Genomic DNA, 26,675 nt, shown 5'->3' on the forward strand with positions numbered 1-26,675 from the left:
AAAGCAAATGAAGTATGATTTAAAGTATCTTAGTGTCCCTTTGCCTGAGGAAATTCAAAGGGTGAAAGAATTTGGCGATTTTGCAAGTGCGGATATTGCCATTGATTTTTGGTTGACAAAAGAACTTCCGCAGGCATTAAAAGAACGTTTGATAATTGAAAAAGATGTCATTAAAATGATGCGTATGAATGAGTATCCTCATAGCTTTGCAAAAGCTGATCAAATGATGAGAGACACTTTTCAGGATTATCAAACAGAGGAATTAATTCGTTTAAAAGAAACGGGATTAGTGGACTGGGTTTATATTGATGGTGAACCGTATTTCCAACTTCGATTTTTGGCCAATTTAATTAAAACAAATGCGGCATATGTTGCACGTTTGCGGGAAGCAGAAAGCAATCAATTAGAAATTCTCCGCAAAAAAGAACTAAAAGAGAACATCGAACAAATGCAAAAAAACGGTGGTAGAAAAGTGAGAACAACAATTAAAGCCACCATTCAGGTGAAAAAAGAATTTGAGCGTCCAGGTGAGCGTGTTCGTGTCCATTTGCCGCTGCCCAAAGCGTGTCAACAACAATCAGAAATTGAAATCCTAGCTACGTCACCTGAAGCAACCTATATTGCGGCAGAAGATGCGCCTCAACGAACACTGTGTTTTGAAACAATCTTAAAAGAAAATCAAACGTTTACAGTTGAATATTGTTATGTTAATCGGATGGTTTACCAACAGTTAGAAGAAAATAACGTAGACAAAATGCAACCAAGCTTTGATTTAGAGGAACAGTTACCGCATATTCGATTCACGCCTTATTTAAGAAATTTAGCAGATGAGATTGTAGGCGATGAAAGTAATCCCTTAAAAAAGGCACGCTTGATTTATGACTTTGTGACGACAAAGATTCATTATTCTTTCATGCGTGAATATTTTACAATTTCCAATATTTCAGAGTATGCTGCAACTAATTTAAAAGGTGACTGCGGCGTGCAAGCGATTTTGTTTATCACGCTTTGTCGGATTGCAGGGATACCAGCCAAATGGCAATCGGGATTATATGTTTCTACACATTATACAGGCTGTCATGATTGGGCACAATTTTATATAGAACCGTACGGCTGGCTCTTTGCGGATTTGTCTTTTGGCGGAGGTGCTTACCGAGACGGGGATAGACAGCGGTGGAATCATTATTTCGGCAATTTAGATGTTTTTAGAATGGTCGCAAATAGTGAGATCCAGGCAGACTTTCAGCCGTCAAAAATGCAATTGCGTGCAGACCCAATTGACAACCAGCGGGGAGAATTTGAGTACGAAAATGAGGGCTTGCCCTACGCATGCTTGATAGTTTCGCAAGAACGGCTTTCCATGGAAGAGTTGCCGTTTGATTGACACATAGGGGGAATAGTATGAAAAAGTTAAAAATGATGGGGATTATGTTATTTGTTAGTACGGTCTTGGTAGGTTGTGGCACAACAGCAGAAACAAAAATAGACGAGAAAGCAACTGATAAAACCAGTGTCTCGAAAAAAGTTTTAAATTTAATGGAGAACTCGGAAATCGGTTCAATGGATTCTATTTTTACACAAGATGAAGCCAGTATTAACGCACAGTCCAATGTCTTTGAAGGGTTATATCAATTGGATGAAAAAGATCAACTAATACCTGCTGCTGCTAAAGAGATGCCAGAAATTTCTGAGGATGGCAAACGATATACCATTAAACTAAGAGAAGATGGCAAGTGGTCCAATGGTGATGCTGTAACAGCCAATGATTTCGTTTTTGCTTGGCGTAAATTAGCGAATCCCAAAAACCAAGCTAATTACTTTTTCTTGTTAGAAGGAACGATTCTGAACGGAACAGCTATTACAAAAGAGGAAAAAGCACCAGAGGAATTGGGTGTCAAAGCGCTTGATGATTATACTTTAGAGGTTACTTTAGAAAAGCCTGTACCATATTTTACGTCGTTATTGGCATTTTCTCCATTTTTCCCACAAAACGAAGCATTCGTGAAAGAAAAAGGACAAGCCTATGGCACTTCTAGTGAAATGATTGTATCTAATGGTCCGTTTTTAATGAAAAATTGGGATCAGTCAGCGATGTCGTGGGATTTTGTGCGTAATCCCGACTATTACGATAAAGAAAAAGTAAAATCAGAAACGATTCATTTTGAAGTTCTTAAAGAAACAAATACCGTTTACAATTTGTACGAATCAGGTGAATTAGATGTGGCTGTCTTAACAGGAGATTTTGCTAAACAAAATCGAGACAACCCAGACTATGAAGCAATCGAACGATCAAAAGTCTATTCCTTACGTTTAAACCAAAAAAGAAACGAAAAACCATCCATTTTTGCAAATGAGAATGTCCGCAAAGCTTTAGCTTATGCTTTGGATAAAAAAAGTTTAGTCGACAATATTTTAGCAGATGGTTCAAAAGAAATTTATGGGTACATTCCAGAAAAATTTGTATATAACCCAGAAACGAATGAAGATTTTCGTCAAGAAGCAGGCGCCCTTGTCAAAACAGACGCCAAAAAAGCCAAAGAGTATTTAGATAAAGCAAAAGCAGAGCTAAACGGAGATGTAGCCATTGAACTTCTTTCAAGAGATGGTGATAGTGACCGAAAAGTTGCTGAATTTATCCAAGGCCAGTTACAAGAAACGTTGCCAGGTCTCACTATTAATGTCAAAACAGTTCCTTTAAATAATGCGATTGAATTAATGAGAAAAGGGGATTATGAATTGTCTGTTGGCATGTGGGGACCCGATTATCAGGATCCAATGACTTTCTTAGAAAGCTCAGTTAGTGGTAACCGTATGAACTATTCTAGCCCAACGTTTGATCAACTAATTGAAGAGTCAACAACTAAATACGCAAATGATCCTGAAACTCGTTGGCAAACATTAATTAAAGCTGAAAAAGTATTGGTGGAAGAAGATGCCGCTTTAATTCCTTTATACCAAGAGGCTCGTAGTCAGCTTATACGACCAGGTGTCAAAGGTATTCAGTATCATAACTTCGGTGCAACGAGCACATATAAGTATGCCTATAAAGAATAAATTAGTGAAAAAAAGTACCTTTAGCTGAAGGTACTTTTTTCCCGATAAGAGCTTCTTTTTTGTTAATAGTCAACAATTAATAAAAAAATAATTGAAAAAGGTTGACAAAAATAATGATACTCGTTAGAATAAGCACTGTTAACAAATGAATAGCGTTTTCATGTGACTAGATAATACTAGGCATGGAAGAATTTCGTAATACAATGTGGTGTACAATGGTTACGCAACATGTTTAACGGGATTGTTCTATGCTTTTTTTGTTGTTTTCACTGAAGATGTTAGAATTACTTCTGCAGAAGAGGGTCATTTATGAAAATTAAAAAGGTGCTAAATCAAAATGCTGTACTTGTTCTTGACGAAGGACAGGAGAAAGTAGCTGTCGGTAAAGGCGTCGGGTTTAATAAGACTAAAAATGATGTCTTATCTCGACAATTGGTGGAGCGGATGTTTGTGATGGAGCCAGAAGGACTGAAAAAACTTCAAGTACTGCTATCACAAATTGAAGACAAATACTTTTTAGCGAGTGAAGAAATTATCCAACATGCTGAAACGGTATTGGGTGAAAAGTTGAATGAACATATTAATATTGGGTTGAGTGATCACATTGCTTTTGCAGCTGAAAATATTCAAAATAATATTATTGTTCGGAACAAGCTTTTAAGTGAAATTGAGATTTTATATAGTGAAGAATTTGCTATTGCTCAATGGGCTGTAGAATATTTAACACAAACCTTAGAGATTCCATTTAGTTATGATGAAGCGGGGTATATTGCAATTCATATCCATAGTGCTCGCAGCGGGCGTACTGATAATAGTAAAAGTATCCGTGAAGTTACAATCGTTTCTGAAATTATTCATTTAATCGAGCAGGAATTGGCTATTGATATTCATGATGATAAAAATAGTCTCAGTTATTCACGTTTGGTGAATCATTTACGTTTGTTTATTCATCGCTTCCAACAAAATCAATACGCTGTTTTAGATGAAGAAATTTTGGAAGTCGTAAAGAAAAAGTATGCTGAAAGCTATGAAATCTCAAAAAAAGTACAAGTCTTATTAATGAGAAATTTTCATTATCAAGTACCAAATGAAGAACTTGGTTATTTATCGATTCACATTGAACGATTAAGAATGACCAAATAATAAAAATTAAATAGTTTATGTGAGGAGTTACGTATAATGAAAGCGTATATGCAAAGAATGGGACGTTCGTTAATGTTACCAGTTGCTGTATTACCGGCGGCTTCTTTATTAGTCGGTATTGCTAACTGGATCGTGGGAACAATCGGCGCTAGTCCAGCCACAACTTTTCTAATGAATGGTGGTTTGGCTATCTTAAACAACTTAGCATTATTATTTGCGGTTGGTTTAGCGTTAGGAATGTCAAAAGATAAAGATGGATCGGCAGCATTAGCTGGTTTAGTCGCTTATTTAGTGCCAAAAACTGTTTTAGCGCCTGCTTCTATCCAAGCCATTAAAGGCTTCAAGGATATTGCTGAAGTAAACCCAGCCTTCAACAGCATGGACAACAATGTCTTTGTCGGGATTGTCGCTGGTTTAGTTGCTGCGGCAATGTATAATCGTTTCTCTGGTGTGAAATTGCCAATGGCTTTATCATTCTTTAGTGGAAAACGTTTAGTTCCTATTATGTCAGCTATTTCGATGTTAGCAATCTCAGCTGTCTTATTCTTCTTCTGGCCAGTTGTTTATAACGGATTAGTTGCTTTTGGTAAAGGAATCTCTAGCTTAGGTTTCGTAGGAGCTGGCTTGTATGGTTTCTTTAACCGACTATTAATTCCAACAGGCTTACACCATGCCTTGAATTCTGTTTTCTGGTTTGATGTTGCTGGTATCAATGATATTGGGAACTTTTTAGCTGGTCAACAAGCGTTAGATACTGGTAAAGCAATTGTAGGACAAACAGGGATGTATCAAGCTGGTTTCTTCCCAGTAATGATGTTTGGTTTACCAGCAGGCGCGTTTGCTATTTATCAATGTGCACGTCCTGAGAAGAAAAAAGTTACAGCTTCATTAATGTTAGCTGCTGGTTTTGCGGCTTTCTTTACAGGCGTAACTGAACCTTTAGAATTCTCATTTATGTTCGTTGCTTGGCCTTTATATGTTTTACATGCAGTCTTTACAGGTATTTCTTTAGCATTCGCTGCGTTTATGCATTGGACAGCTGGCTTTGCCTTTAGTGCAGGTTTTGTAGACTTCTTCTTAAGTTTGAAAAACCCAGTCGCGAATCATCCAATGATGTTGGTGGTTCAAGGACTTGTCTTTGCAGCAATTTACTACTTCGGTTTCCGTTTTGCAATCACTAAGTTTAACTTAATGACACCAGGACGTGAAGAAGGCGATGGCGAAGAAACGCCAGATGTTGCAGAAGGCGACAACAAATTTGCTTCTCTAGCTCGTCGTATTTATGATGGTTTAGGCGCTGATGCTAATGTAACTTCTATTGATAACTGTACAACTCGTTTACGCTTAACAGTGAAAGATACAGGCAAAGTGGATCAAGCAAAAATTAAAGCAACTGGGGTTCCTGGTGTGAAAGTCATTGATGACACCAATATCCAAGTGATCGTTGGTACGGAAGTACAATTTGTTGCTGACGAAATGCAACGATTATATAACCACCAAGCGCCAGCAACACCAGTCAAAGAAACACCTGTTTCTCAACCAGTTGTTGAAGAAAAAGCACCGGTTTCAACAAAAGAAACTGAATTATATTCTGTAGCGAATGGGAAAGTTATTCCTATTTCTGAAGTACCAGATGATGTTTTCTCAGCAAAAATGATGGGTGACGGTTTTGCTGTCGTACCAACAGACGGCGAAGTTTCAACACCCGTTGCTGGTAAAATTACTAGCATTTTCCCAACAAAACATGCGTTAGGTATCCAAACAGATTCAGGCATTGAAGTATTATTACACATGGGTCTAGATACTGTTGAGTTACAAGGTGGACCATTTACATTACATGTTGAAGAAGGCCAAGTTGTAAAACAAGGCGATAAAATTGCAACCATTGATTTAGCCGCATTAGAACAAGCTGGCAAAAAATCAGATTTAATTGTTGTTTTCACAAATCAAGACATCGTTGCTCAATACGATTTACAAAAAGCAGGTCAAACGACTTCAATGAATGATGTAATCGGAAATGTTACCGTAAAATAAAAGTAAAAAAGGGCTAGCCGTAAGGCAGCCCTTTTTTTGATGAAATTCGATAAAATTACTTGTTATTCTATTCTAGGTGAAAACGTTCAATCTTGCGAAGTTACGGTTTGTTCACAAAAAAGTTACTTTTATTAAATAAAACTAAAGAAGTAACAAAAACTTCGCTTTTTTCAGTTATTTCAAGTAACATAGAACGTATCTTAAAAGAAAAAGTTTGGATGATTCGATGCGTAGAGTAAGAAAAATAATTTATAAAATCATGCTACTTTTGTTTGTTGGTTTAGTTGCTGGTCTTGGCTATCTTGGCTATAAAATACATCAAAATGTTGAAACGGTAATGACCTTTGAAAAACAAGTAGAAGCAGAAGTCAAAAAAAATAAAATACCTGAATACAAAACATTAGCTTTAGCGATTATCTATACAGAATCTAAAGGAAAATCTGGCGATATTATGCAGAGCAGTGAAAGTGTTTATGGACAACAAGAAGTGATTGAAACACCAGAAGAAAGTATCGCACATGGCGTCAAATTTCTCGCGGAAGCGTTAGCGAAAGCAAAAGAAGCTGGCTGTGATGAATGGACAGGCGTACAAGCATATAATTATGGACTGGATTATATTCAGTTTGTTAAAGAACGTGGCGGGAAACACACGACAGAGTTAGCAGAAGAATATTCAAGAGAAGTCCTTTCACCGTTGCTAGGGAATGACCAAAATACGAAATATCGTTATTATCGTTGGCAAGCGTTAGTTTACAATGGTGGTTACCTTTATCAAAATGGTGGCAATATGTTCTATGCGGAAATTGTCAAAATGAATCGTTGGTTTATTGAAAAGTTAAATTAAAACGAGAAAAGTCTAAAGAATTCTTTCAACTTACAGGAATTTTTTAGGCTTTTCTTGCAGTTTCATGAAAATGCAAGTAAACTAGAAGGGATGTAACTGATTAATTGAAAAGGTAGGGAAAGAGCTGGATGTTGAATAAAGTCGACCTGAAAAAAGGGTTAAGTACAGAAGAAGTTGCCAAGCAGAAAGAGTTAGGCCTTCAAAATAATTATGAGGAAAATGTAGCGAAATCTACAAAAGATATTATTTTTGATAACGTCATGACGTTATTCAACTTTTTAAACTTTGCAATCGCTGTTTGTTTACTATTTGTCGGAGCGTATTCCAATCTGGCTTTCTTAGCGATTATTATTGTGAACATGTCAATCGGGATTTTCCAAGAAATTCATGCCCGTAATTTAGTTCAAAAATTATCTATTGTGGCAAAAGAAAATGTTCATGTTGTTCGAAATGGCGTACAACAAGAAATTGATACAAAAGAACTAGTTATGGAAGATATTGTTATTATCTCTGCAGGGGAACAAGTTCCTTCTGATATGGAAGTTATTGACGGTAAAGTCGAAGCGAATGAAGCGTTGTTAACAGGTGAATCAGATTTAATTGAAAAGGAAATCGGCGATACCTTGCTTTCTGGAAGTTTCATTGTTAGCGGACAAGCCTATGCCCGTGTTATCCACGTTGGTGCCGAAAACTATGCTGTGAAAATCACCCAAGAAGCCAAAGTGCATAAACCAATTCAATCAGAGTTAGTCAATTCGATTCGTAAAGTCTCTAAATTTACAAGTTGGGTGATTATTCCTCTAGGGATTATTTTATTTGTTGAAGCTTTTTGGTTAAGAGATGCTGGCATTAAAACATCTGTTGTTGCTTCTGCAGCTGCTTTGTTAGGGATGTTACCAAAAGGATTAGTACTATTAATTAGTATTGCGCTGACAACAGGTGTCATTAAGTTAGCCAAAAAACGTATTCTAGTACAAGATATGTACTCAATTGAAACATTGGCCCATGTGGACACTTTGTGTTTAGATAAAACTGGAACGATTACAGAAGGTAAAATGAAAGTGCAAAAGGCGATTATCTTGCATGACAAATATGAAGAACTCTTCCCACAGATTATCGGAAGCTACCTATCTGAAAGTACGGATAATAATATTACAATGCAAGCAATTCGTGATCATTATGAAGTATCCAATCGATTTGGCGCAAAAGAAGTCTTGGCTTTTTCTTCTGAACGAAAATGGGGGGCTATTGAATTTCCAGAAATTGGGACAGTTTATTTAGGGGCTCCTGAGCGTTTGGTAGACGATAGTCGGTTGCCAGAAGCTGTTTTTACAGCACAAGAGAATGGTTATCGCGTCTTGATGTTAGCCATTGCGGAACAACAACCGTTAAACGAAACCAAAATGCCTTATTTAGAGCCATTAGCGATTCTAGAAATTGATGATCCAATTCGCCAAAATGCCAAAGAAACACTGGCTTATCTAAAAGAAGAAGGAATCGACTTAAAAGTAATTTCTGGTGATAATCCGGTAACTGTTTCAAATATTGCTCGTCGTGCTGGGCTACCCGGTTATGAGTCTTATATTGATTTGTCGACCAAAACGACAGAAGCAGAAGTGCGAGAAGCGGTTCAGCAATACACAGTGTTCGGACGTGTATCGCCTCAGCAAAAACGAACCATTGTGCGTGAGTTGAAAGACACAGAGCATGTGGTGGCGATGACCGGCGATGGCGTCAACGATGTTTTAGCGTTACGAGAAGCGGATTGTAGTATCGCCATGGCAGAGGGAGATGGCGCTACTCGGCAAATTTCTAATCTAGTTTTGCTAGATTCTGATTTTACAACGTTACCAGATGTCTTGTTTGAAGGACGACGTGTGGTAAATAATGTAACCCGAGTTTCCAGCGTTTTCTTCATTAAAACGATTTATTCGTTTATTCTCTCAATCATTTGTGCCTTAACGGCCATTGCGTTCCCGTTCATTCCGATTCAAGTGACCTTGATTGATTTAGCAATTGAAGGATATCCAGCCTTCTTCTTATCTTTCGAAGGGGACAAACGAAAAGTTGTCGGGAAGTTTTTACCAACGGCTTTGAAAAATGCGTCTGTTAATGCGCTTTTAGTTGTAGCGAATATCATTGCTGTTTATCTGATTGGACAAAATCAAGGATTTTCTTCTTTAGACACCACGACGTTAATGTATTATTTATTAGTTGGAATTAGCTGTATGGCTGTTGTTCGAGCATGTCTGCCTTTAAATCCATTACGCATTTTCTTGGTTTTCAGTACCATTATTGGTATTTATGTAGCAGCTATGTTATTCCACAACATTTTAGAAATTGGTTTCTTAACTTCGCAAACAATGGGTCTCTTCTTTATTATGATGGCCATTAATATTGTAGTGCGTGTAACAATTGGTTTCGTACAAATGAAACGTGCTGGAAAAACAATTAAAGATTTATAAAAAGCAGAGGTTGAGCTAAAAGCATTCGTCTCCAGAAATGCAGTTCTTCTTTAAATCTTGAAGGAAGTCGGAGCAAGCTTGATGTTTAACTGATTATTTTAAGAGTTAGTGTCTGGGGCAGGAGTCAGGATGACTTTTGTCCTAGATACTTTCTTTTTTTGTTGAGTTGAAACAAGATACTTGAAAAACAGAGATTATGTGATACAATAAATCATGTGTAAATGTGTCCATTGGAATTCGCACTGAAATGACAGTGCGTTTTTTAAACGGTCAATCACATGAGTTAGCACAATGCTATTCTTAGGAGGTGAGGACAATGGCACAACGCATTCCTCAGGAAGTCATTGAGGAAGTTCGTCACCGAACGAATATAGTAGATATTATTGGGCAGTATGTCCAGTTAAAAAAATCCGGTAAAAATTATATGGGTTTATGTCCGTTTCACGAAGAACGTTCCCCTTCATTTTCAGTAGCAGAAGACAAACAAATTTTTCACTGTTTTGGCTGCGGGAAAGGTGGAACTGTTTTTAATTTCTTGCAAGAAATTGAAGGCATTAGTTTTCCAGAATCCGTGAAACGTGTTGCAGATTTGGAACATTTATCTGTGGACTTTGATTGGTCAGAGCCGCGTGAAGTAGCGGATACCCCAGAAAACCAACAAAGACGGAGTTTTTTACAACTGCATAGTAAAGCCGCAGAACTTTACCATCATATTTTAGTGAATACTAAAATTGGCGAACCCGCATTAAACTATTTATTAGAGCGGGGGTTAACACAAGAACTAATTGAGACCTTTCAAATTGGATTTGCGCCGCAAAAACGTGATTTCTTAAGTCAAGTTTTTAAAAATGAACAACTGGATGAAACTCTTTTTGAGCCTTCTGGGCTGTTTGTCCAAAGAGATAACGGTACGTTTTTGGATCGTTTCTATCAACGAATCATGTTTCCAATTAATGATCCCCAAGGCAATGTCATCGCCTTTTCTGGTCGCTTGTTAAAAACAGCTGATTTTCCAGGGGATGAGATGCCTAAATACTTGAATAGTCCTGAAACAACACTTTTTAATAAGCGAGAAACGCTGTTTAACTTTGATAGAGCCAGAAAAGAAATTCGTAAAGAAAATACAGTCTTGCTTTTTGAAGGATTCATGGATGTTATCGCTGCTTGGCAATCAGGCGTAAAAAGTGGGGTGGCTTCAATGGGGACTAGTTTGACCAATGAACAAATTCGGCGTTTGGAACGGGTCGCTAAGGAAGTAGTTATTTGTTACGATGGCGATAATGCCGGTGTTCAAGCCACAAACCGTGCGATTCAATTATTGCAAGAAAACAGTCATTTTGACTTGAGTATTGTCAGCATCCCTGAAAAGCTGGATCCTGATGAATATGTGCGGAAATATGGCGCAGAAGCTTTTCAAAATTTAGCCAATCATGGCCGAGAAACAGTTTTTAGTTTTAAAATGAACTATCATCGGTTAACTAGAAACATGAATAACGAAAAAGAACAATTGGATTATGTGAACGAATTGTTACGGGAGTTAACCAATGTTCAATCTCCCTTGGAACGTGATCGTTATTTAAACCAAATTGCTCAGGAATTTCAACTTTCTGTTCATAGTTTAGAAGAACAATTCAATCAATTGAAGCAAGAGCAACGTTCAGTCCAACGGCAAGAAAGGCAACAATTTTATCAAGATGAAATGATGCCACCACCAATGGAAGAACCTGTTTTTGAAGAGAATCACGTCCAGAACAAGTTACCGTTAACCCAAGTTCAAAAAGCAGAACGTTCTTTATTATTTCGTTTAATGAATGAACAAGGAGTACGGCAAACCATTCAACAATTGCCAGATTTTTCATTCGCTCATGATGAATACCAAGAATTATATTTCTTGCTAGAAAGTTATGCGACACTGCATCAAAGTTTCGACATTGCCGATTTTATTAATTTCTTGCAAGATAATCAAACCAAACAATTAGCAATTGAAATTGCGTATCAGAATTTATCGGAAGAAAGCTCTGAGCGAGAAGTTGCCGATTTATTACATGTAATTGCCTTATCAAGTATTGCAGAGGCAATTGAGCAGAAAAAGATTCAACAGCAAGAAGCAAAACGAGTGGGCAACCAACAGCTTGAAGCCGAATTAACAATGGAGATTATCCAATTGGCTCGACAGCTTAAAGCTCAACGAACATTTACTTAAGCAATATAATGAATAGAACTAAGCGTTTTGTTCATTTTATTTTGATAAGTCCCAGTGATTTATCAGTTATTTCAAGCGTGAACCGAAAAATGAAGGGGGCCTTCTTTCATGGAAAAAGAAACAAGTAAAAAATATGAAGCTGCAGTGGCAGCATTTATCAAAGAAAACAAGCCTAAAGGAACAGTGGTTTATGATGATTTAGCGAATCAATTAGCCACACCGTATACTTTGGATGCAGAAGCTATGGAAAAATTGATCCAAAAAGTTGAAGATGCTGGTATCAGCGTGGTCGATGAAAATGGAGACCCAAGTGAACATAGCTTGAAAAAAGATGAAAAAGAAGCGGAAAAGGCCCAAGCAGAAGACTTATCTGCGCCAACAGGTGTTAAAATTAATGATCCCGTGCGTATGTACCTAAAAGAAATTGGGCGCGTTCAATTGTTAACTGCCGCAGAAGAAGTTGAATTGGCACTTAAAATTGAAGAAGGCGATCAAGAAGCAAAACAACGTTTAGCAGAAGCCAACTTACGTTTGGTTGTTTCAATTGCCAAACGATATGTAGGTCGTGGTATGCAATTCTTGGATTTAATTCAAGAAGGTAATATGGGCTTAATGAAAGCTGTTGAAAAATTTGACTACCGTAAAGGGTTCAAATTCTCTACGTATGCTACTTGGTGGATTCGTCAAGCGATTACGCGGGCAATTGCGGACCAAGCTAGAACGATTCGAATTCCTGTTCATATGGTTGAAACAATCAATAAATTGATTCGGATTCAACGCCAACTATTGCAAGATTTAGGTAGAGAACCAACGCCAGAAGAAATTGGTGCGGAAATGGATTTACCAACAGAAAAAGTTCGTGAAATCCTAAAAATCGCACAAGAGCCAGTCTCTTTAGAAACACCAATTGGTGAAGAAGATGATTCACATTTAGGTGATTTCATTGAAGACCAAGATGCTACCAGTCCTGCTGAACATGCAGCTTACGAATTGTTAAAAGAACAACTAGAAGATGTTCTGGATACTTTAACAGACCGTGAAGAAAATGTTTTACGTTTACGTTTTGGTTTAGATGATGGTCGGACACGTACGCTAGAAGAAGTCGGAAAAGTTTTCGGTGTCACTCGTGAACGTATTCGTCAAATTGAAGCAAAAGCGTTAAGAAAACTAAGACATCCTTCTCGTTCAAAACAATTAAAAGACTTTTTAGAATAAACATACCGTTTAGCGGCTCTTTTCGTGCATGCGAGAAGAGCCGCTTTTGATTTTTAAAAAGTCTCTAAATGTCATTGCTAGTTATTGGAAGAAGGCGCAAGTTGTGGTAAATTAGAAGTAATGGAATATTAGCAGAATGTGAGGCGGAAGAATGACAAAAAAATGTCCGAAGTGCGGGAACGAATTCGATGCAGAATTAACGACCTGCCCAACATGTGGCTATTCACTAACTGACACAACAGTTGATAAAGAAGAAGCGGAAACGACTTCAACAAATATAGATTTTGAAACACAGGAAAATGAACAACACGAAGATCAATTAAATGAGAATATTGAATGGTCTGAGTTAAAAGATATGAGCTTAGGCCATGTGATGGAACTGTTTGGCGAATCACCAGAAGAAGAAAGTAATGATGACAAAAAAGAAGAGTCAACAGAAGATAACTTAATAGTCTCTGATTCAGAGGATGTTTCTGGTCTAGAAACATCGCTTCAAGAAGGGGCTAGTGAGGAGACTCATGATTTGGTGGAGGAGTCGACACCAGCGACAGAAGAGACGCCTACTCATTCAACAGAAGAAGAACTAGCAACGGACGAAGCAGTTAATTTAGAAGAAACAACAGAAGAAACAACAGAAGAAACAACTACTGTTGAAGCAGAAATAGCTGAGGTATCTGAGACGGTGAAGTCAGAAGAGGAAGCTTTAACAGAGATTTCAGGAACTGAAGTTATCTCTACTACTTCTGAAGAAGAAATTTTTTCACAACCACCGATAGAAGATCAAGATGTAACACCAAACGAAACTTTGCAAGCTTATATTCAAGCGCATCGAGCAGATACAGAAATGTCTGAAAATCCATCAGAAGAAACAGCAGAGACCCAAGAGTTAGAAAACAGCGGTGAGGCAGTATTAACCCAAGCCGAAACACCAACTGAATCCATTTCAGATTCTGAAGAAGGGTTAACGAGTGCAGCGTCGCTAGAGGAACCGAGCGACGCTGATACAACCGTGGAAAAAGTTTCAGATTCAGGTGTGATACCACCGATGAATGAAACTGGGAATGCTCAACCAGCGCCTGCTCCGAAGAAACCATCAAAAAAAGTGGCTTTCGTTGCGCTTGCGGTTGTTTTATTAGCTGGAGGTAGTGCTTGGGCGTATCATGATCAAACGCAAAAAGCTGCCGCGCAAGAGGCGGCGGCACTAACCAAGAAAACAGATACGCTGAAAGATGAACTAGCAGCCTTTTATACCACGAAGGAGCAAGTTTTTATTAAACCCGATATGGTGACTGTTAGTCCAGAAAAACTCTCAAAACAAGTCGCGGAAATTAAAGATTCAGAAGAGTATTCTCAATTAAATAAACAAATTCAAACATTGAAAGAGAAGCAACAAACCATTCAACAAATCAACCAATTATTTGAGGCGCCGATTGTCAATGGCAATGAGTTGAAACCGGCGATTTTAGCTGCTGATCAACCAATTTCCGTAAAGAATTTAACAGGAAATGATCCATTTGACCAATTGATGAACCAAGCAATCGATCAAGCGAACCAACAATACAACCAATTACAAAAAGCTAAAAAAGCGGTTGAGGTCATTTATAAAGATGGAAAAACTACCAATCAGCTGAATCGAGACACGTATCAAGCTGCTAAGGCAGAAGTAGGTAAAGTAACAAGTGATAAGCTGAAAAAAGAACTGGTCAAACAAGTCACGACAGCTGACCAAGCGTTAACCAAGGTTGAAGAAGAACAGAAAAGAATTGCAGAAGAACAAGCTGCCGCAGAGCAAGCAAAACAAGCAGAAGAACAAGCAAAACAAGCTGCTGCCGCGAAAAAAGAGAACGCTAAGAAGGAAGAAACAGCAAAAACAGAAGCGAATGGCTACACGGCGCCGAATAGTGACGGGGTTTACACTAGTCCGCTTTATGCGCCAGATGCTGCTGATATCGCTGATAGTAGCAATCCAGCGTGGACATGGGCACCAGGTGTGAAAGAAAAAGTCTTAGACACAGTGATTGCTCGTGGCTATGTGGTTCCTGGCGGATATTCTTTAGAACCTGCCAAAATTGTGAATGGCGAAGGTTACTACAATCTTTATGCAACAAACAATCAATCAAAATTATTAGAAGGCACTACAGAGAAAAATGTTCACATGTATTTAGTTACAATCAATGCTAAAACAGGTTGGTTCAAAGGGAACGCTTCTCGTAATGCAGGGCAATAAAAGAAAATAGAAACAATCGAACAAAAGCGGAAATCTTTTGTTCGATTGATTTTCCTTGAGGAGTTAATGATAAATGAGAGAATTACTAGCAACAACATTTACCGGCATTGTGGTCGATGAAAATGAACAATTTTATTTTGTTCAAAAAAATGGCATCACATTCCGTTTAAAAAAAGAAGAAGGTACGCATGCCATAGGAGAGGCTGTAGAAGGGTTTGGTTATTTAAATCAAAAACAAGAGCCAGCACTGACAACTACAATTCCTACTGTGCGCATTGGTAGCTATGGCTTTGGTACTGTCACGGGAACGAGACGTGATTTAGGTGTCTTTGTGGATGTTGGCTTACCAGATAAAGATGTCGTTATTTCGTTGGATGAATTACCAACTATGCGGGAACTTTGGCCTAAAAAAGAAGACCGAGTAATGGTTACTTTAAAAGTGGACAGTAAAGACCGCATTTGGGGCGAATTAGCAGATGAAAAAGTCTTTAAAGCCATGGCAAAACGAGGGAATGCTGAAATGCAAAACCAAAACTTAACTGGGCATGTGTATCGTCTGAAACTTGCAGGAACGTATATTTTAACTGATGATTTATACATTGGATTTATCCATCCTTCTGAACGATTCCAGGAACCACGTTTAGGTGAAAAAGTAGTGGGGCGTGTGATTGGCGTGCGGCCGGACGGCGTATTGAATCTTTCGTTAAAACCAAGAAGTCATGAAGTAATCAGCGATGATGCGTTAATGATTCTAACTTTCTTAGAAAGAGCAAACGATCACCAAATTCCTTTCACCGATAAATCAAGCCCTGATGAAATTAAACAAACCTTTGGCATTAGTAAAGCTCAATTTAAACGCGCCTTAGGCCATTTAATGAAACAAAAATTAATTAAACAAGAAGATGGTAAAACAATTCTAATTGGCTCGTTGGAACAATCAAAAGAAAAAAATTAAGGTAGCTAATTGAGAATATCTTGCAAATTACAGTTATTTCTTTTATAATTATTTTAATTTGATTGATAAATTAAGTTTCTTAATTTGTAATCATTCTAAACAAGGAGCTGTAATAATGGATTCGACTGCTGCTTTAAAAAAGACAAAAAAACAATTACATGAATCAGGCTTTAAATTAACACCACAACGGGAAGCAACCGTACTTGTATTATTGGAAAATGAAAAAGATCATTTATCAGCAGAAGAAATTTACTTCTTGGTAAAACAAAAAAGTCCGGAAATTGGTCTAGCAACAGTCTATCGAACGCTAGAAATTTTAACAGACTTAAAAGTCGTTGATAAAGTGAGCTTTAACGATGGTTTAGCTCGCTATGATTTAAGAAAAGAAGGCGCCAAACACTTTCACCACCATTTGTTATGCTTAGAATGTGGCACAATTGAGGAAGTGGAAGAAGACTTGCTTGGTGAAGTAGAGCAAATTGTTGAAAGTCGGTATCATTTTTTAGTCAAAGATCATCGCTTAACTTTTCATGGTATTTGTCAAAGTTGTCAAAGTAAACATTAAAAAAACTGCCTTGCATTAATTTATGCAAGGCAGTTTTTTATTCATTGGAATTATAAATTAGCGAATTTTTCCAATAAGCGAATCATTTGGCAAGTAAAACCATATTCATTGTCATACCAAGCCACAGTTTTCACTAATTGGAAATCGCCAGCTGTCGTTACTTCTGTTTGCGTTGGGTCAAAAATCGAACCTTCTGTCGTGCCGATTATGTCTCCAGAAACAATTTCACGATCATCATAACCGAAAGAAGGGTTATCAATGGTGTGTTTTTTCATTGCTTCATTTACTTGATCAGCTGTTACTTTTGTTTTTAAAATGCTAACTAATTCTGTTAAGGATCCATCCACAACGGGAACACGTTGGGCATGGCCTTGTAATTTTCCATTAAGTTCTGGAATAACTAAGCCAATTGCTTTAGCAGCACCAGTTGAATGGGGAATAGTATTGTCTGCAGCAGAGCGTGCCGCACGAAGATTTCCGCCACGAACAGGGCCATCTAATAGCATTTGTGTTGATGTGTAGGCATGGACAGTTGTCATGGTACCAACTTCAATACCAAATTCATTATTTAAGAAGTAAGCCATCGGTGCTAGACAGTTTGTCGTACATGAACCAGCAGAAATGATTTTATCGTTGGCATCAAGTGTATCATCATTGACGTTATAAACGATTGTTTTCATTGCGCCTGCAGGAGCAGAGATAACCACACGTTTCACACCTGCATCTAAATGAGCTTGCGCTTTTTCTTCAGAGGTATAAAAACCTGTACATTCAAGCACAATGTCTACTCCGTTTTCTTTAACCCAAGGGATTTTACTTGCATCTGGTTCTGCGTAGACACGGGTTTCTTCGCCGTCAACCACAATGCCATTTTCAGTGGCTGTCACGGTGCCAGGATAGGTGCCATGCGTAGAGTCAAATTGTAATAAGTGAGCCAACATTGTTGGGCTAGTCAAATCATTGATAGCCACAACTTCAATATCATCAGAAACTTCTTTTATTCGGCGAAAGGCTAAACGACCAATTCTTCCAAAACCGTTAATTCCTACTTTGACTGTCATAACAAAAATTCCTCCTTTAGATGTTTGTGTTTCTTTGGACCCTTGCTGAAAAAGTGATTTTCTTCAACTATCTATAGTATGAACCTCTAAAATTTTTTTGTCAAAAGACTGATAGCGAAGCGACAAAAAGAAAGCGAAAGATTCATGAGAAATTTTGCTTTTTCCAACGATAACTAACTAGAATTGCTAGACAAACGGTTGTTTTCCCGATACAATAATAAAGACTTTCGAATCACGCTTTTTGAGGTGATTAAAGATAGTAGAAGTAGAATAGGAGGACAAATTATATGTCCATGTTTTTAGATCAAGTGACGATTGATGTCAAAGCTGGTAAAGGCGGCGACGGAATGGTTGCTTTCCGTAGAGAAAAATATGTACCAGACGGGGGTCCCGCTGGTGGTGATGGCGGACGCGGTGGCGACGTTGTTTTAGTTGTTGAAGAAGGATTACGCACATTAATGGATTTCCGGTTTAATCGTCATTTTAAGGCGACACCTGGAGAAAATGGTATGAGTAAAGGAATGCACGGTCGTGGTTCAGAAGATTTACTTGTCAAAGTTCCACCAGGTACAACAGTTCGTGATGCAGAAACTGGAGCTTTAATTGGGGATTTAATTGAGAATGGTCAGACCTTAGTAGTAGCAAAAGGCGGACGCGGTGGTCGCGGGAATATTCGCTTTGCTTCCCCAAGAAACCCTGCACCAGAAATTGCCGAAAACGGCGAACCGGGTCAAGAACGTAAAATCGAATTAGAATTAAAAGTTTTAGCAGATGTTGGGTTAGTTGGGTTTCCTTCTGTAGGAAAATCAACATTACTCTCTGTTATCTCGTCCGCTCGTCCGAAAATTGGTGCCTATCATTTTACGACGTTAGTTCCAAACTTAGGGATGGTGACTACTAGTGATGGTCGAAGCTTTGCTGCAGCAGATTTGCCAGGCTTAATTGAAGGAGCTTCTCAAGGTGTCGGCTTAGGAACACAGTTCTTACGCCACATTGAACGGACGCGTGTTATTTTACATGTCATTGATATGAGTGGCATGGAAGGACGCGATCCTTATGAAGATTATTTGGCAATCAATAAAGAATTGGCTTCACACAATTTACGTTTGATGGAGCGACCTCAAATTATTGTTGCCAATAAAATGGACATGCCTGAAGCAGAAGAGAATTTAGCGAAATTTAAAGAGCAACTTGCGAAGGAACGCACCGATGAGTATGCTGATGAGCTACCTATTTTCCCAATCTCTGGGGTTACTCGTAAAGGTATTGAACCTTTATTAAATGCAACAGCTGACTTGTTGGAAGTAACGCCTGAATTCCCATTATATGAAGATGAAGTGGTAGAGGAAGAAACCGTTCGTTATGGCTTCCAACCAGAAGGTCCAGAATTTACGATTGATCGTGAACCAGATGCTTCATGGGTTTTATCTGGTGAAAAATTAGAAAAATTATTTGAAATGACGAATTTCGATCATGATGAAACAGTAATGCGTTTTGCACGTCAATTACGTGGTATGGGTGTCGATGAGGCATTACGAGCACGTGGCGCGAAAGATGGCGACATTGTTCGGATTGGTAATTTTGAATTTGAATTTGTCGAATAAGCATAAAACCAGTTCACTCAGTGAACTGGTTTTTTATTTTAAAATTAGTATTAAATTAGCGAATAGATTGAAATAATATTTTTAATAGCTTATAATTTTAAATGTAACAAAATAACAAACGAAAGGAGCGAAATTGAAATGGAAAACAATCAAGCAATGGTTCCTAAGTTTTCAGTTAAAAGTGCCGGTTTTCTTTTTAGTATGGGGTTCTTATGTGGTGTCCTGTTGCCGAGTGTTTTATTATGGACTTTCAGTCTGCCGTTTAATATTGGTGCCATGATTTTTTTGCCTGTTGGGATTGCTTTTGCGTTAGCGTATAGTCATTATTTTATTGAAACGAAAACAGGTTTTTGTAAGCGTTTTATTTGGTTGTTTTTAATTTCTCTTATTTTATTAGAGCTTATCTCTTATTTATGGCTGATTAAAGGAGTTATTTTTTAAGAGAAAAACAGAGGAGAGTGTTATTTATGTTAGATAAACTGACTGTTTGGATTGAAAATCATCTAGCTGGACCAATGGCTAAAATTGCCAATCAGCGCCATTTACGTGCGGTGCGGGATGGGATTATTGCGACATTACCTTTAATTATTGTCGGTTCTTTTTTTCTAATTATTGCGTTTCCGCCGTTACCAGAATCTTGGGGCATTACTCAATTTTTAACAAGTAATGCTGCTACAATCTTATTGCCTTACCGAATGACAATGTACATTATGGCGTTATATGCGACTTTTGGCATTGGCGCTAGTTTAGCGAAATCATATAATCTTGATCAAGTCTCTGGAGGGATTTTGGCTACGATTGCTTTTTTATTAACATTAGTACCTGTAGCGATTCCTGAAGAAGCCAGTAAAGCAGCTGGTGTTTCTGGGTTTGTTTTACCAATGGCTAATTTGGGTGGTGCAGGGATGTTTGTTGGGATTGTGACGTCAATTATTGCTGTCGAAATCTATCGAGTAACAGATAAGTCTAAGTTCAAAATTACAATGCCTGATAACGTTCCACCTGCTGTTGCTCGTTCATTTGAATCATTGACTCCGACTTTAATTGTCATGTTATTGATTGGTTCAATCACTTATTATTTAGGCTTTGATTGGCACACGTTTGTAGGGAACTTGGTGGGACCACTAGTTCAAGCAGCAGACTCTTTATTGAGTGTCTTGCTGTTAGTCTTTTTAACCACATTTTTCTGGTTCTTTGGGATTCACGGCGCTTCAATCGTAGGATCTTTGGCGCGTCCTCTATGGCTACAACTATTAGAGGAAAACACGACTGCTAAAGCAGCTGGCGAAGCATTACCTCGGATTGCGGCAGAACCTTTTTACCAATGGTTCATTTGGATTGGTGGTGCCGGAGCCACAATTGGTTTAGCCATATTATTAGCCTTTCGGGCAAAATCAGAATATGGTTCAAAACTAGGAAAAGCTATTTTAGCACCGTCTATTTTTAATATTAATGAGCCAGTTATTTTCGGTGTACCGATTGTCTTAAATCCGATTTTAATGATTCCTTTTATCTTTGCACCAATGGTTTTAGCAACGATTGCTTGGTTTGCCACTAAATTAGGTTTAGTAAGTGAAGTTGTCTTTACCGCACCTTGGACCTTACCAGGGCCAATTGGCGCCTTTATGGCGACAGGCGGCGATTGGCGTGCTGCTGTTTTGAATATCGTTTTAATTCTAGTGGCCATCTTGATTTACTATCCGTTCTTTGTAGCTTATGATAAAAATGAGCTTGCCAAAGAACAAGGCAAACAAATAGAAGAATAAAGAGTGCAGCCGTTTAGTGTCCAGAACAAAAGGTGATGACCTTTTGTTCTGGACCTATTTGTTTATAGGCGATGAAAATTCTCAATTTTTTTGAAATGTATAGAAAATTTTGAGAAAAGAAACGCATAAAAAAGTGTAAAATATTATATATATAATGAAAATGGTTTTCTTTTGTGTGAACATAATAAAGTTATTGTTAACTAAAAGAGAAAAGGGGTATGAAAATGGTTAGAACGAAGGTATATACAAAGGAAAAAATCTTAAACGTAGCTGAAAAAATTTTAGTAGATAAAGGTTTTTCTAATTTAACTGCTAGAAATATTGCAGATGCTATGGGGATTTCTACGCAGCCAATTTATTTAGAATTTGTCAACATGGACGATTTAAAACGAACCTTAATTAAATCGTTATTTCATCGTATGCAATTATTTTATAAAGCAGATGTCGGTGCCTCAGACCCAGTGATTGCATTGGGTCTGAACTTTATATTATTTGCCCAAAAACATCAAAAAATCTATACGGCGTTATTTATGAAAGCACATGGTTATGAAGAAGAATTGCAGCAAATGCTTCAAACTTTTTTTGAAGAGCATTTATTATTGGATAAAAAATATGTACAAATGGACAAAGGAAAATTTGTCGAATTATTTCCTAAAATGGTGGTAATCTATTTAGGTTTAGCCACAGCGGTTACAATGAAGACAATTGACTTAACTAAGAATCAAGAAATTCAATTATTAAGTCAATTGTTGATAGAAGAGTAGTGTTTTGTTATTTATTCAAAATAACAAAAATACGACATAAGTCTGAGAAAAAACTGGTCGTTGCGCCCGAGGAAGGATTGTTTAAATCTTGTTATACTTTGGAAGAAGTAACAGAGAATAATTACTCGGGAGGATTTATGTGATGAAATTTATTAAATTTTTAGTGGTGACAGCAATTGTTATTGGTGGTGGTTTATTTGGGGCCAAGTTTTACGCAGAAAAGAACTCTGGCGAATTAGCTGGTGTGTTAGATCAATTAAATCCATTGGTTAAAGAAGGAAATGTGTATGTTAAAACAAAGAAAGCCGATAGCGTTAATGGCTATGGAATTGCTAGTTATACGCAAGTAGCCGCAGATGAGGAAGGCAAAACGCGAGAAATAACTTTCACAGCGGACCATGAATTAAAAACAGATCATTATCTAAAAGTCTCAAATAAAGGGGCCCACATCAATACGTATGAAGAGGTCAATCAAGACCAAGTACCAGAAAAGGCATTACAAGCGATTCAAAAATAACAAAAAGTCAGAACGTATCTTCAGCATACGTTCTGACTTTTTGTTATTTTTTTGCTTCTTGAAGAATATTGATTTTTTCAATTTTAACATCGGTTTTTGGTTTATCGTTGGCACCAACTTCGACTTTGGCAATTTTATCGACAATATCCATTCCTTTGGTTACTTGACCGAAAACAGTATGTTTTTTATCAAGAGAAGGATAGCCGCCTTTTTTGTAAGCATCAATGATTGCTTTTGGATAATCATCATATAAAAGACCATCAGATTGATCATCTGTATTTTGGACAATAAAGAACTGACTGCCGTTAGTATTAGGTCCTGCATTCGCCATTGATAATGCGCCACGAATGTTATATAACTGGTTTGAAAATTCATCTTCAAATGGTTTATTCCAGATGCTGTTTCCGCCAGTTCCATCACCGCTAGGATCGCCACCTTGGATCATAAAGTTATTGATGACGCGGTGGAAAGTCAAGCCATCATAATAGCCATCTTTGGCATGTTTCATAAAGTTCTCAACAGTTTTTGGAGCCTGTTTAGGAAATAGTTTGATTTCAATATTTCCCATTGAAGTAACCATTTGGACTAAGTCTTGATCTTCGGCAACTTTGTCATCTAGTTGTGGTAAATCTAGTGAATTTAAGTCGACCGAATCCTTTGTTTTGCTTTCACTGGATTTAGCGACAGAATCACTCGTTGCGGTCGTGCCTTTATTATTGGTTGTGTTACAGCCTGCTAAAAGCAAGGTGAATGCTGCAACTGAAGCAACAGCAAGCATTTTCTTATGTTTCATCTGTTTTCCTCTTCCTTTCACACTGACAATTAGGTTCTTTTTTATCATAACAAAAGAGAAGATAACAAACCAGTGGAATTTTTATAAGATTTCCTATAGGAAAGGTGTAGACCACTTTTGTTTTTTTTGTTACAATGTAAGCAGATACATTATTATGTTTTACAATTTAGGAGGCAATCACATGGGAAAATTAGGTATTTCAATTTATCCAGAACGTTCAACATTTGAAAAGGACAAAGCATATTTGGATTTGGCTCATAAATACGGCTTTAAGCGTGTCTTTACTAGTTTATTGCAAATCAATGATGATCGGGAAAAGGTATTAGCAGAGTTTAAAAAAGTCGTAGATTACGCCAACCAATTAGGTATGGAAGTGATGGTCGATATTAATCCTGCATTGTTCGAACAATTAGGCATCTCTTATGATGATTTATCATTTTTCCATGATATGGGCGCTTACGGTATTCGTTTAGATCTTGGCTTTACTGGGCAAGAAGAGGCGAATATGACAAGAAACCCTTATGGCATTAAAATTGAAATTAATATGAGTTCAGGGACAAGTTATGTAGATAATATTATGGCTTACTCACCAAATACAGAAAATTTACTAGGCTCACATAATTTCTATCCACATCGCTATACAGGCTTAGGCTATGATCATTTTGTTTATTGTTCAGAAAAATTTAGAAAATATAATTTAAATACGATGGCGTTTGTGAACTCACACGATGCTACATTTGGGCCATGGCCGACACAAGATGGGTTATGTTCTTTGGAAGACCACCGCGATTTAGAAATTGCAACGCAAGTTAAGCATTTAGTTTTAACAGGATTAATCGATGATATTTCTGTCGGAAATGCTTATGCCTCAGAAGCAGAATTAGCAGCAATGGCAGAAGCCTTTCATGCACCGTATCCTTCGATCAAAGTGGATACAGAACCAGAAATCACAGAAGATGAAAGAATTGCATTGTTCGATAACTTACACAGTTATCGTGGAGATCGTTCTGATTACGTTTTGCGTTCAACAATGACACGTGTTTACTATAAAGATCGTCCTTTCCCAGCTCATACAACGAGAGATATTGTTCGAGGCGATGTCTTGATTGACAACGTTGGCTATGGACAATACAAAGGGGAAACACAAATTGCTTTAAAAGAAATGAAAAATGATGGCCGTGTAAATGTGGTTGGTCGTATTTCTGATGACGAACGTTTCTTATTAGAATTTTTGAAACCATGGTCAAGTTTTAAACTTATTGAAAATAAATAATTTTTAGTTTCCTATAAATAGATAAGTGGAGCATAGCGTAAAAGGTAATATTTTTGTGCTATGCTTTTTTTGTCGCAACAAAATTGTCCCATTGTAGTGGTAAAGAAAGATGGCTGAATCTTTGAATGGTAGTTGTCAAAAAAAGGGCGACAACTTATAATGAATCATACAGTTTAAATAAAAGGAGTACGTAGATGAATCGATGGTTAAAAATTTTGATTGCGCTTATTGTAGTAATTGCAATTGGTTTAATTGCGGCAGGCTTATATTTTTATAATTATGCAGTAGTTCCAGGAAAGAAAGACTTTATAAATGAGAATACCCCAGGGTCAAAAGTGGTCCAGACACCTGAAGGCGCGTGGTTTAAAGATGACAAAAATCGACAAGAATGGTCAATTACTTCGGAAGATGGGCTACGTCTAAAGGCCATTTATTTACCAGCCGACAAAAAAAGTAATCGTACCGTTATTATGGCGCATGGTTATATGGGTTCGGCAGAAACGATGTCTGTCTTTGCGAAAATGTATCATGATTGGGGCTACAATGTGTTAGCGCCAGATGCGCGTGGTCACGGGAAAAGTCAAGGAGATTATATTGGGTTCGGCTGGCCCGATCGTAAAGATTATGTCCAATGGATTGAGAAAGTTTTAACCGAAAATGGTCAGCAAGAACAAATCACTTTATACGGTGTCAGTATGGGTGCTGCTACAGTCATGATGACGAGCGGGGAAAAATTACCAGATAACGTGAAAGCCATTGTGGAAGATTGTGGCTATTCTACAGTCAATCAGGAGTTGCAATATCAATTGAAAGAGCTTTTCAATTTACCAAGTTTCCCATTAGTTAATGTTACTAGCGGGATTACGAAACTTAGAGCTGGCTATTTCTTTGGGGAAGCAAGCGCTGTTAAACAATTACAAAAGAATCATTTACCAATGCTCTTTATTCATGGTGAAAATGATACGTTTGTGCCGTTTAGTATGTTAGACGAAGTTTATAATGCAACCCAAGGACCTAAAGAAAAATATGTCGTGCCTGGAGCAGAGCATGCGAAAGCTTATAATAAAAACCCAGAAAAATATAAGGAAACAGTAGCTGCTTTTCTAGATAAATATATAAAATAACAAATTTATTCTTTACTAATAGTAGCAACAACAAAAGACTTGTTCTTAAGTTAACGACTTAGTGAACAAGTCTTTTGTTGTCAGTTGATTTTTTTTAATAAGTTGGAATTTACCCATGCAATCTAGGGCATAATCTGATAGGATAGTACTAGAAATGAGGGAAGGATAATGGAAGAACAATTAGTCGATTATTTACACTATTTACAAATAGAGCGGGGCTTATCAAATAACACACGACGGAGTTACGAACGAGATTTAAAAAAATACGTAGCCTTTTTACAAGAACAAGGCCTGCATTCTTGGGACGAAGTTGACCGTTACATGATTACAGAATTTTTGCAATCCCTTCACGAAGAACAGCAAGCTTCAGCAAGTGTGATTCGGATGATTTCTAGTTTGAGAGGATTTCATCAATTTTTACGTCAAGAACGCTTAAGCGAACATAATCCGATGCAACATATTGACTCCCCCAAGAAAGTTCAAAAATTGCCAAGTACATTATCTGTTGACGAAGTGACTCGATTAATTGAAACCCCTGATACAAGTAAACCACTAGGTATGCGGAATCGTGCTATTTTAGAAGTGATGTATGCAACGGGCCTGCGAGTTAGTGAGCTAATTGAAATAAAATTAGGGGATCTGCATTTATCCATTGGTTTATTGCAAACAATCGGAAAAGGGGACAAAGAACGAATTATTCCTTTAGGCGATTATGCGATTCAATGGATTGAGCGCTATATGAACGAAGCCAGACCTCAATTGATTAAAAACCATCCGAATGAAACACACCTGTTCGTTAATCATCATGGCGAACCGTTATCTAGACAGGGCATTTGGAAAAATTTAAAACAGATTGTCCGAGAAGCCCAGATAGAGAAAAATATTACGCCGCATACATTACGGCATAGTTTTGCGACACATTTGTTGGAAAATGGCGCAGACCTTAGAATCGTGCAAGAATTATTAGGACATGCAGATATCTCCACGACACAAATTTATACACATATTACCAAACAACGAATGGCAGATGTTTATAAGGAACATTTTCCTCGGGCTTAATTTGCGAGA

At 37.6% G+C, this 26,675-nt stretch carries 21 protein-coding genes; 19 read left to right on the forward strand and 2 right to left on the reverse strand.

The window, feature by feature from the left end; all coding sequences use genetic code 11:
• The first annotated feature begins 7 nt into the window (after nt 1-7).
• The 11 genes from IGL90_RS06145 to IGL90_RS06195 all read left to right on the forward strand — a co-directional run bounded on the left by IGL90_RS06145 (nt 8) and on the right by IGL90_RS06195 (nt 16,705).
• Nucleotides 8-1,384: a transglutaminase-like domain-containing protein gene (locus IGL90_RS06145; protein ID WP_002369433.1), complete on the forward strand. Its 1,377-nt coding sequence runs from the start codon at nt 8-10 to the stop codon at nt 1,382-1,384.
• A 17-nt stretch (nt 1,385-1,401) separates the two neighbouring features.
• Nucleotides 1,402-3,054, forward strand: a complete 1,653-nt coding sequence (locus tag IGL90_RS06150) for a peptide ABC transporter substrate-binding protein (RefSeq protein ID WP_048737228.1) — start codon at nt 1,402-1,404, stop codon at nt 3,052-3,054.
• Nucleotides 3,055-3,363: 309 nt separating this feature from the next.
• Nucleotides 3,364-4,197, forward strand: a complete 834-nt coding sequence (locus tag IGL90_RS06155; RefSeq protein ID WP_002357655.1) for a PRD domain-containing protein — start codon at nt 3,364-3,366, stop codon at nt 4,195-4,197.
• A 36-nt stretch (nt 4,198-4,233) separates the two neighbouring features.
• Nucleotides 4,234-6,231 (forward strand): N-acetylglucosamine-specific PTS transporter subunit IIBC, encoded by a 1,998-nt coding sequence (gene nagE / locus IGL90_RS06160; RefSeq protein ID WP_002374894.1) that lies wholly within the window; start codon nt 4,234-4,236, stop codon nt 6,229-6,231.
• Between the two features lie 226 nt (nt 6,232-6,457).
• Complete coding sequence (locus IGL90_RS06165) at nt 6,458-7,075, forward strand: lysozyme family protein (protein ID WP_002357646.1); 618 nt, start codon at nt 6,458-6,460, stop codon at nt 7,073-7,075.
• A 128-nt stretch (nt 7,076-7,203) separates the two neighbouring features.
• The gene (locus IGL90_RS06170) at nt 7,204-9,540 is read left to right on the forward strand and encodes a cation-translocating P-type ATPase (RefSeq protein ID WP_002357645.1); all 2,337 of its coding nucleotides are present in this window, start codon (nt 7,204-7,206) and stop codon (nt 9,538-9,540) included.
• Between the two features lie 316 nt (nt 9,541-9,856).
• Nucleotides 9,857-11,743, forward strand: a complete 1,887-nt coding sequence (gene dnaG / locus IGL90_RS06175) for a DNA primase (RefSeq protein WP_048737225.1) — start codon at nt 9,857-9,859, stop codon at nt 11,741-11,743.
• 108 nt (nt 11,744-11,851) lie between these two features.
• A complete protein-coding gene (gene rpoD / locus IGL90_RS06180; protein WP_002360364.1) occupies nt 11,852-12,958 on the forward strand; it encodes an RNA polymerase sigma factor RpoD in 1,107 nt (368 codons plus the stop codon).
• A gap of 151 nt (nt 12,959-13,109) precedes the next feature.
• Nucleotides 13,110-15,185 (forward strand): cell division site-positioning protein MapZ family protein, encoded by a 2,076-nt coding sequence (locus IGL90_RS06185; protein ID WP_048737223.1) that lies wholly within the window; start codon nt 13,110-13,112, stop codon nt 15,183-15,185.
• 73 nt (nt 15,186-15,258) lie between these two features.
• Nucleotides 15,259-16,140, forward strand: a complete 882-nt coding sequence (locus tag IGL90_RS06190) for a CvfB family protein (RefSeq protein WP_002361792.1) — start codon at nt 15,259-15,261, stop codon at nt 16,138-16,140.
• Nucleotides 16,141-16,255: 115 nt separating this feature from the next.
• Nucleotides 16,256-16,705: a Fur family transcriptional regulator gene (locus IGL90_RS06195; RefSeq protein ID WP_002357640.1), complete on the forward strand. Its 450-nt coding sequence runs from the start codon at nt 16,256-16,258 to the stop codon at nt 16,703-16,705.
• Between the two features lie 50 nt (nt 16,706-16,755).
• On the opposite strand, the gene gap is transcribed toward IGL90_RS06195, so the two are convergent.
• A complete protein-coding gene (gene gap, locus IGL90_RS06200; protein WP_002357638.1) occupies nt 16,756-17,766 on the reverse strand; it encodes a type I glyceraldehyde-3-phosphate dehydrogenase in 1,011 nt (336 codons plus the stop codon).
• A 287-nt stretch (nt 17,767-18,053) separates the two neighbouring features.
• Here gap and obgE point away from each other — a divergent pair, with 287 nt between their 5' ends.
• The 5 genes from obgE to IGL90_RS06225 all read left to right on the forward strand — a co-directional run bounded on the left by obgE (nt 18,054) and on the right by IGL90_RS06225 (nt 22,417).
• Complete coding sequence (gene obgE / locus IGL90_RS06205) at nt 18,054-19,370, forward strand: GTPase ObgE (RefSeq protein ID WP_002384537.1); 1,317 nt, start codon at nt 18,054-18,056, stop codon at nt 19,368-19,370.
• Nucleotides 19,371-19,508: 138 nt separating this feature from the next.
• Nucleotides 19,509-19,811, forward strand: coding sequence for a hypothetical protein (locus IGL90_RS06210; RefSeq protein WP_002374891.1), 303 nt, complete (start codon nt 19,509-19,511; stop codon nt 19,809-19,811).
• A gap of 26 nt (nt 19,812-19,837) precedes the next feature.
• Nucleotides 19,838-21,136, forward strand: a complete 1,299-nt coding sequence (locus IGL90_RS06215) for a PTS sugar transporter subunit IIC (RefSeq protein ID WP_002363934.1) — start codon at nt 19,838-19,840, stop codon at nt 21,134-21,136.
• 218 nt (nt 21,137-21,354) lie between these two features.
• On the forward strand, nt 21,355-21,900 hold the full coding sequence (locus IGL90_RS06220) for a TetR/AcrR family transcriptional regulator (protein WP_002369419.1): 546 nt from the start codon (nt 21,355-21,357) through the stop codon (nt 21,898-21,900).
• Nucleotides 21,901-22,042: 142 nt separating this feature from the next.
• On the forward strand, nt 22,043-22,417 hold the full coding sequence (locus IGL90_RS06225; RefSeq protein WP_002357632.1) for a YxeA family protein: 375 nt from the start codon (nt 22,043-22,045) through the stop codon (nt 22,415-22,417).
• A gap of 43 nt (nt 22,418-22,460) precedes the next feature.
• Here IGL90_RS06225 and IGL90_RS06230 read toward each other — a convergent pair whose 3' ends face one another.
• The gene (locus tag IGL90_RS06230; RefSeq protein ID WP_002374887.1) at nt 22,461-23,210 is read right to left on the reverse strand and encodes a peptidylprolyl isomerase; all 750 of its coding nucleotides are present in this window, start codon (nt 23,208-23,210) and stop codon (nt 22,461-22,463) included.
• Nucleotides 23,211-23,391: 181 nt separating this feature from the next.
• Between IGL90_RS06230 and IGL90_RS06235 the strand changes: the two genes are divergently transcribed.
• The 3 genes from IGL90_RS06235 (at nt 23,392) to xerD (ending at nt 26,666) form a co-directional block, all read left to right on the forward strand.
• Nucleotides 23,392-24,483: a DUF871 domain-containing protein gene (locus IGL90_RS06235; protein WP_002357630.1), complete on the forward strand. Its 1,092-nt coding sequence runs from the start codon at nt 23,392-23,394 to the stop codon at nt 24,481-24,483.
• Nucleotides 24,484-24,677: 194 nt separating this feature from the next.
• Nucleotides 24,678-25,607: an alpha/beta hydrolase gene (locus IGL90_RS06240; RefSeq protein ID WP_002357629.1), complete on the forward strand. Its 930-nt coding sequence runs from the start codon at nt 24,678-24,680 to the stop codon at nt 25,605-25,607.
• A gap of 168 nt (nt 25,608-25,775) precedes the next feature.
• Nucleotides 25,776-26,666: a site-specific tyrosine recombinase XerD gene (xerD, locus tag IGL90_RS06245; protein ID WP_002360354.1), complete on the forward strand. Its 891-nt coding sequence runs from the start codon at nt 25,776-25,778 to the stop codon at nt 26,664-26,666.
• Nucleotides 26,667-26,675: the final 9 nt, after the last annotated feature.

Origin of the sequence: Enterococcus sp. DIV1307a, from assembly GCF_050537425.1 — a bacterium.
In the GTDB taxonomy this organism is placed as follows: Bacteria; Bacillota; Bacilli; order Lactobacillales; family Enterococcaceae; genus Enterococcus; species Enterococcus faecalis.

What these genes read in the sequence shown, in the direction of transcription:
- IGL90_RS06145 (WP_002369433.1), top strand. Translation starts at nt 8, where the DNA reads ATGAAGTATGATTTAAAGTATCTTAGTGTCCCTTTGCCTGAGGAAATT.
- IGL90_RS06150 (WP_048737228.1), top strand. Translation starts at nt 1,402, where the DNA reads ATGAAAAAGTTAAAAATGATGGGGATTATGTTATTTGTTAGTACGGTC.
- IGL90_RS06155 (WP_002357655.1), top strand. Translation starts at nt 3,364, where the DNA reads ATGAAAATTAAAAAGGTGCTAAATCAAAATGCTGTACTTGTTCTTGAC.
- nagE (WP_002374894.1), top strand. Translation starts at nt 4,234, where the DNA reads ATGAAAGCGTATATGCAAAGAATGGGACGTTCGTTAATGTTACCAGTT.
- IGL90_RS06165 (WP_002357646.1), top strand. Translation starts at nt 6,458, where the DNA reads ATGCGTAGAGTAAGAAAAATAATTTATAAAATCATGCTACTTTTGTTT.
- IGL90_RS06170 (WP_002357645.1), top strand. Translation starts at nt 7,204, where the DNA reads ATGTTGAATAAAGTCGACCTGAAAAAAGGGTTAAGTACAGAAGAAGTT.
- dnaG (WP_048737225.1), top strand. Translation starts at nt 9,857, where the DNA reads ATGGCACAACGCATTCCTCAGGAAGTCATTGAGGAAGTTCGTCACCGA.
- rpoD (WP_002360364.1), top strand. Translation starts at nt 11,852, where the DNA reads ATGGAAAAAGAAACAAGTAAAAAATATGAAGCTGCAGTGGCAGCATTT.
- IGL90_RS06185 (WP_048737223.1), top strand. Translation starts at nt 13,110, where the DNA reads ATGACAAAAAAATGTCCGAAGTGCGGGAACGAATTCGATGCAGAATTA.
- IGL90_RS06190 (WP_002361792.1), top strand. Translation starts at nt 15,259, where the DNA reads ATGAGAGAATTACTAGCAACAACATTTACCGGCATTGTGGTCGATGAA.
- IGL90_RS06195 (WP_002357640.1), top strand. Translation starts at nt 16,256, where the DNA reads ATGGATTCGACTGCTGCTTTAAAAAAGACAAAAAAACAATTACATGAA.
- gap (WP_002357638.1), bottom strand. Translation starts at nt 17,766, where the DNA reads ATGACAGTCAAAGTAGGAATTAACGGTTTTGGAAGAATTGGTCGTTTA.
- obgE (WP_002384537.1), top strand. Translation starts at nt 18,054, where the DNA reads ATGTCCATGTTTTTAGATCAAGTGACGATTGATGTCAAAGCTGGTAAA.
- IGL90_RS06210 (WP_002374891.1), top strand. Translation starts at nt 19,509, where the DNA reads ATGGAAAACAATCAAGCAATGGTTCCTAAGTTTTCAGTTAAAAGTGCC.
- IGL90_RS06215 (WP_002363934.1), top strand. Translation starts at nt 19,838, where the DNA reads ATGTTAGATAAACTGACTGTTTGGATTGAAAATCATCTAGCTGGACCA.
- IGL90_RS06220 (WP_002369419.1), top strand. Translation starts at nt 21,355, where the DNA reads ATGAAAATGGTTAGAACGAAGGTATATACAAAGGAAAAAATCTTAAAC.
- IGL90_RS06225 (WP_002357632.1), top strand. Translation starts at nt 22,043, where the DNA reads ATGAAATTTATTAAATTTTTAGTGGTGACAGCAATTGTTATTGGTGGT.
- IGL90_RS06230 (WP_002374887.1), bottom strand. Translation starts at nt 23,210, where the DNA reads ATGAAACATAAGAAAATGCTTGCTGTTGCTTCAGTTGCAGCATTCACC.
- IGL90_RS06235 (WP_002357630.1), top strand. Translation starts at nt 23,392, where the DNA reads ATGGGAAAATTAGGTATTTCAATTTATCCAGAACGTTCAACATTTGAA.
- IGL90_RS06240 (WP_002357629.1), top strand. Translation starts at nt 24,678, where the DNA reads ATGAATCGATGGTTAAAAATTTTGATTGCGCTTATTGTAGTAATTGCA.
- xerD (WP_002360354.1), top strand. Translation starts at nt 25,776, where the DNA reads ATGGAAGAACAATTAGTCGATTATTTACACTATTTACAAATAGAGCGG.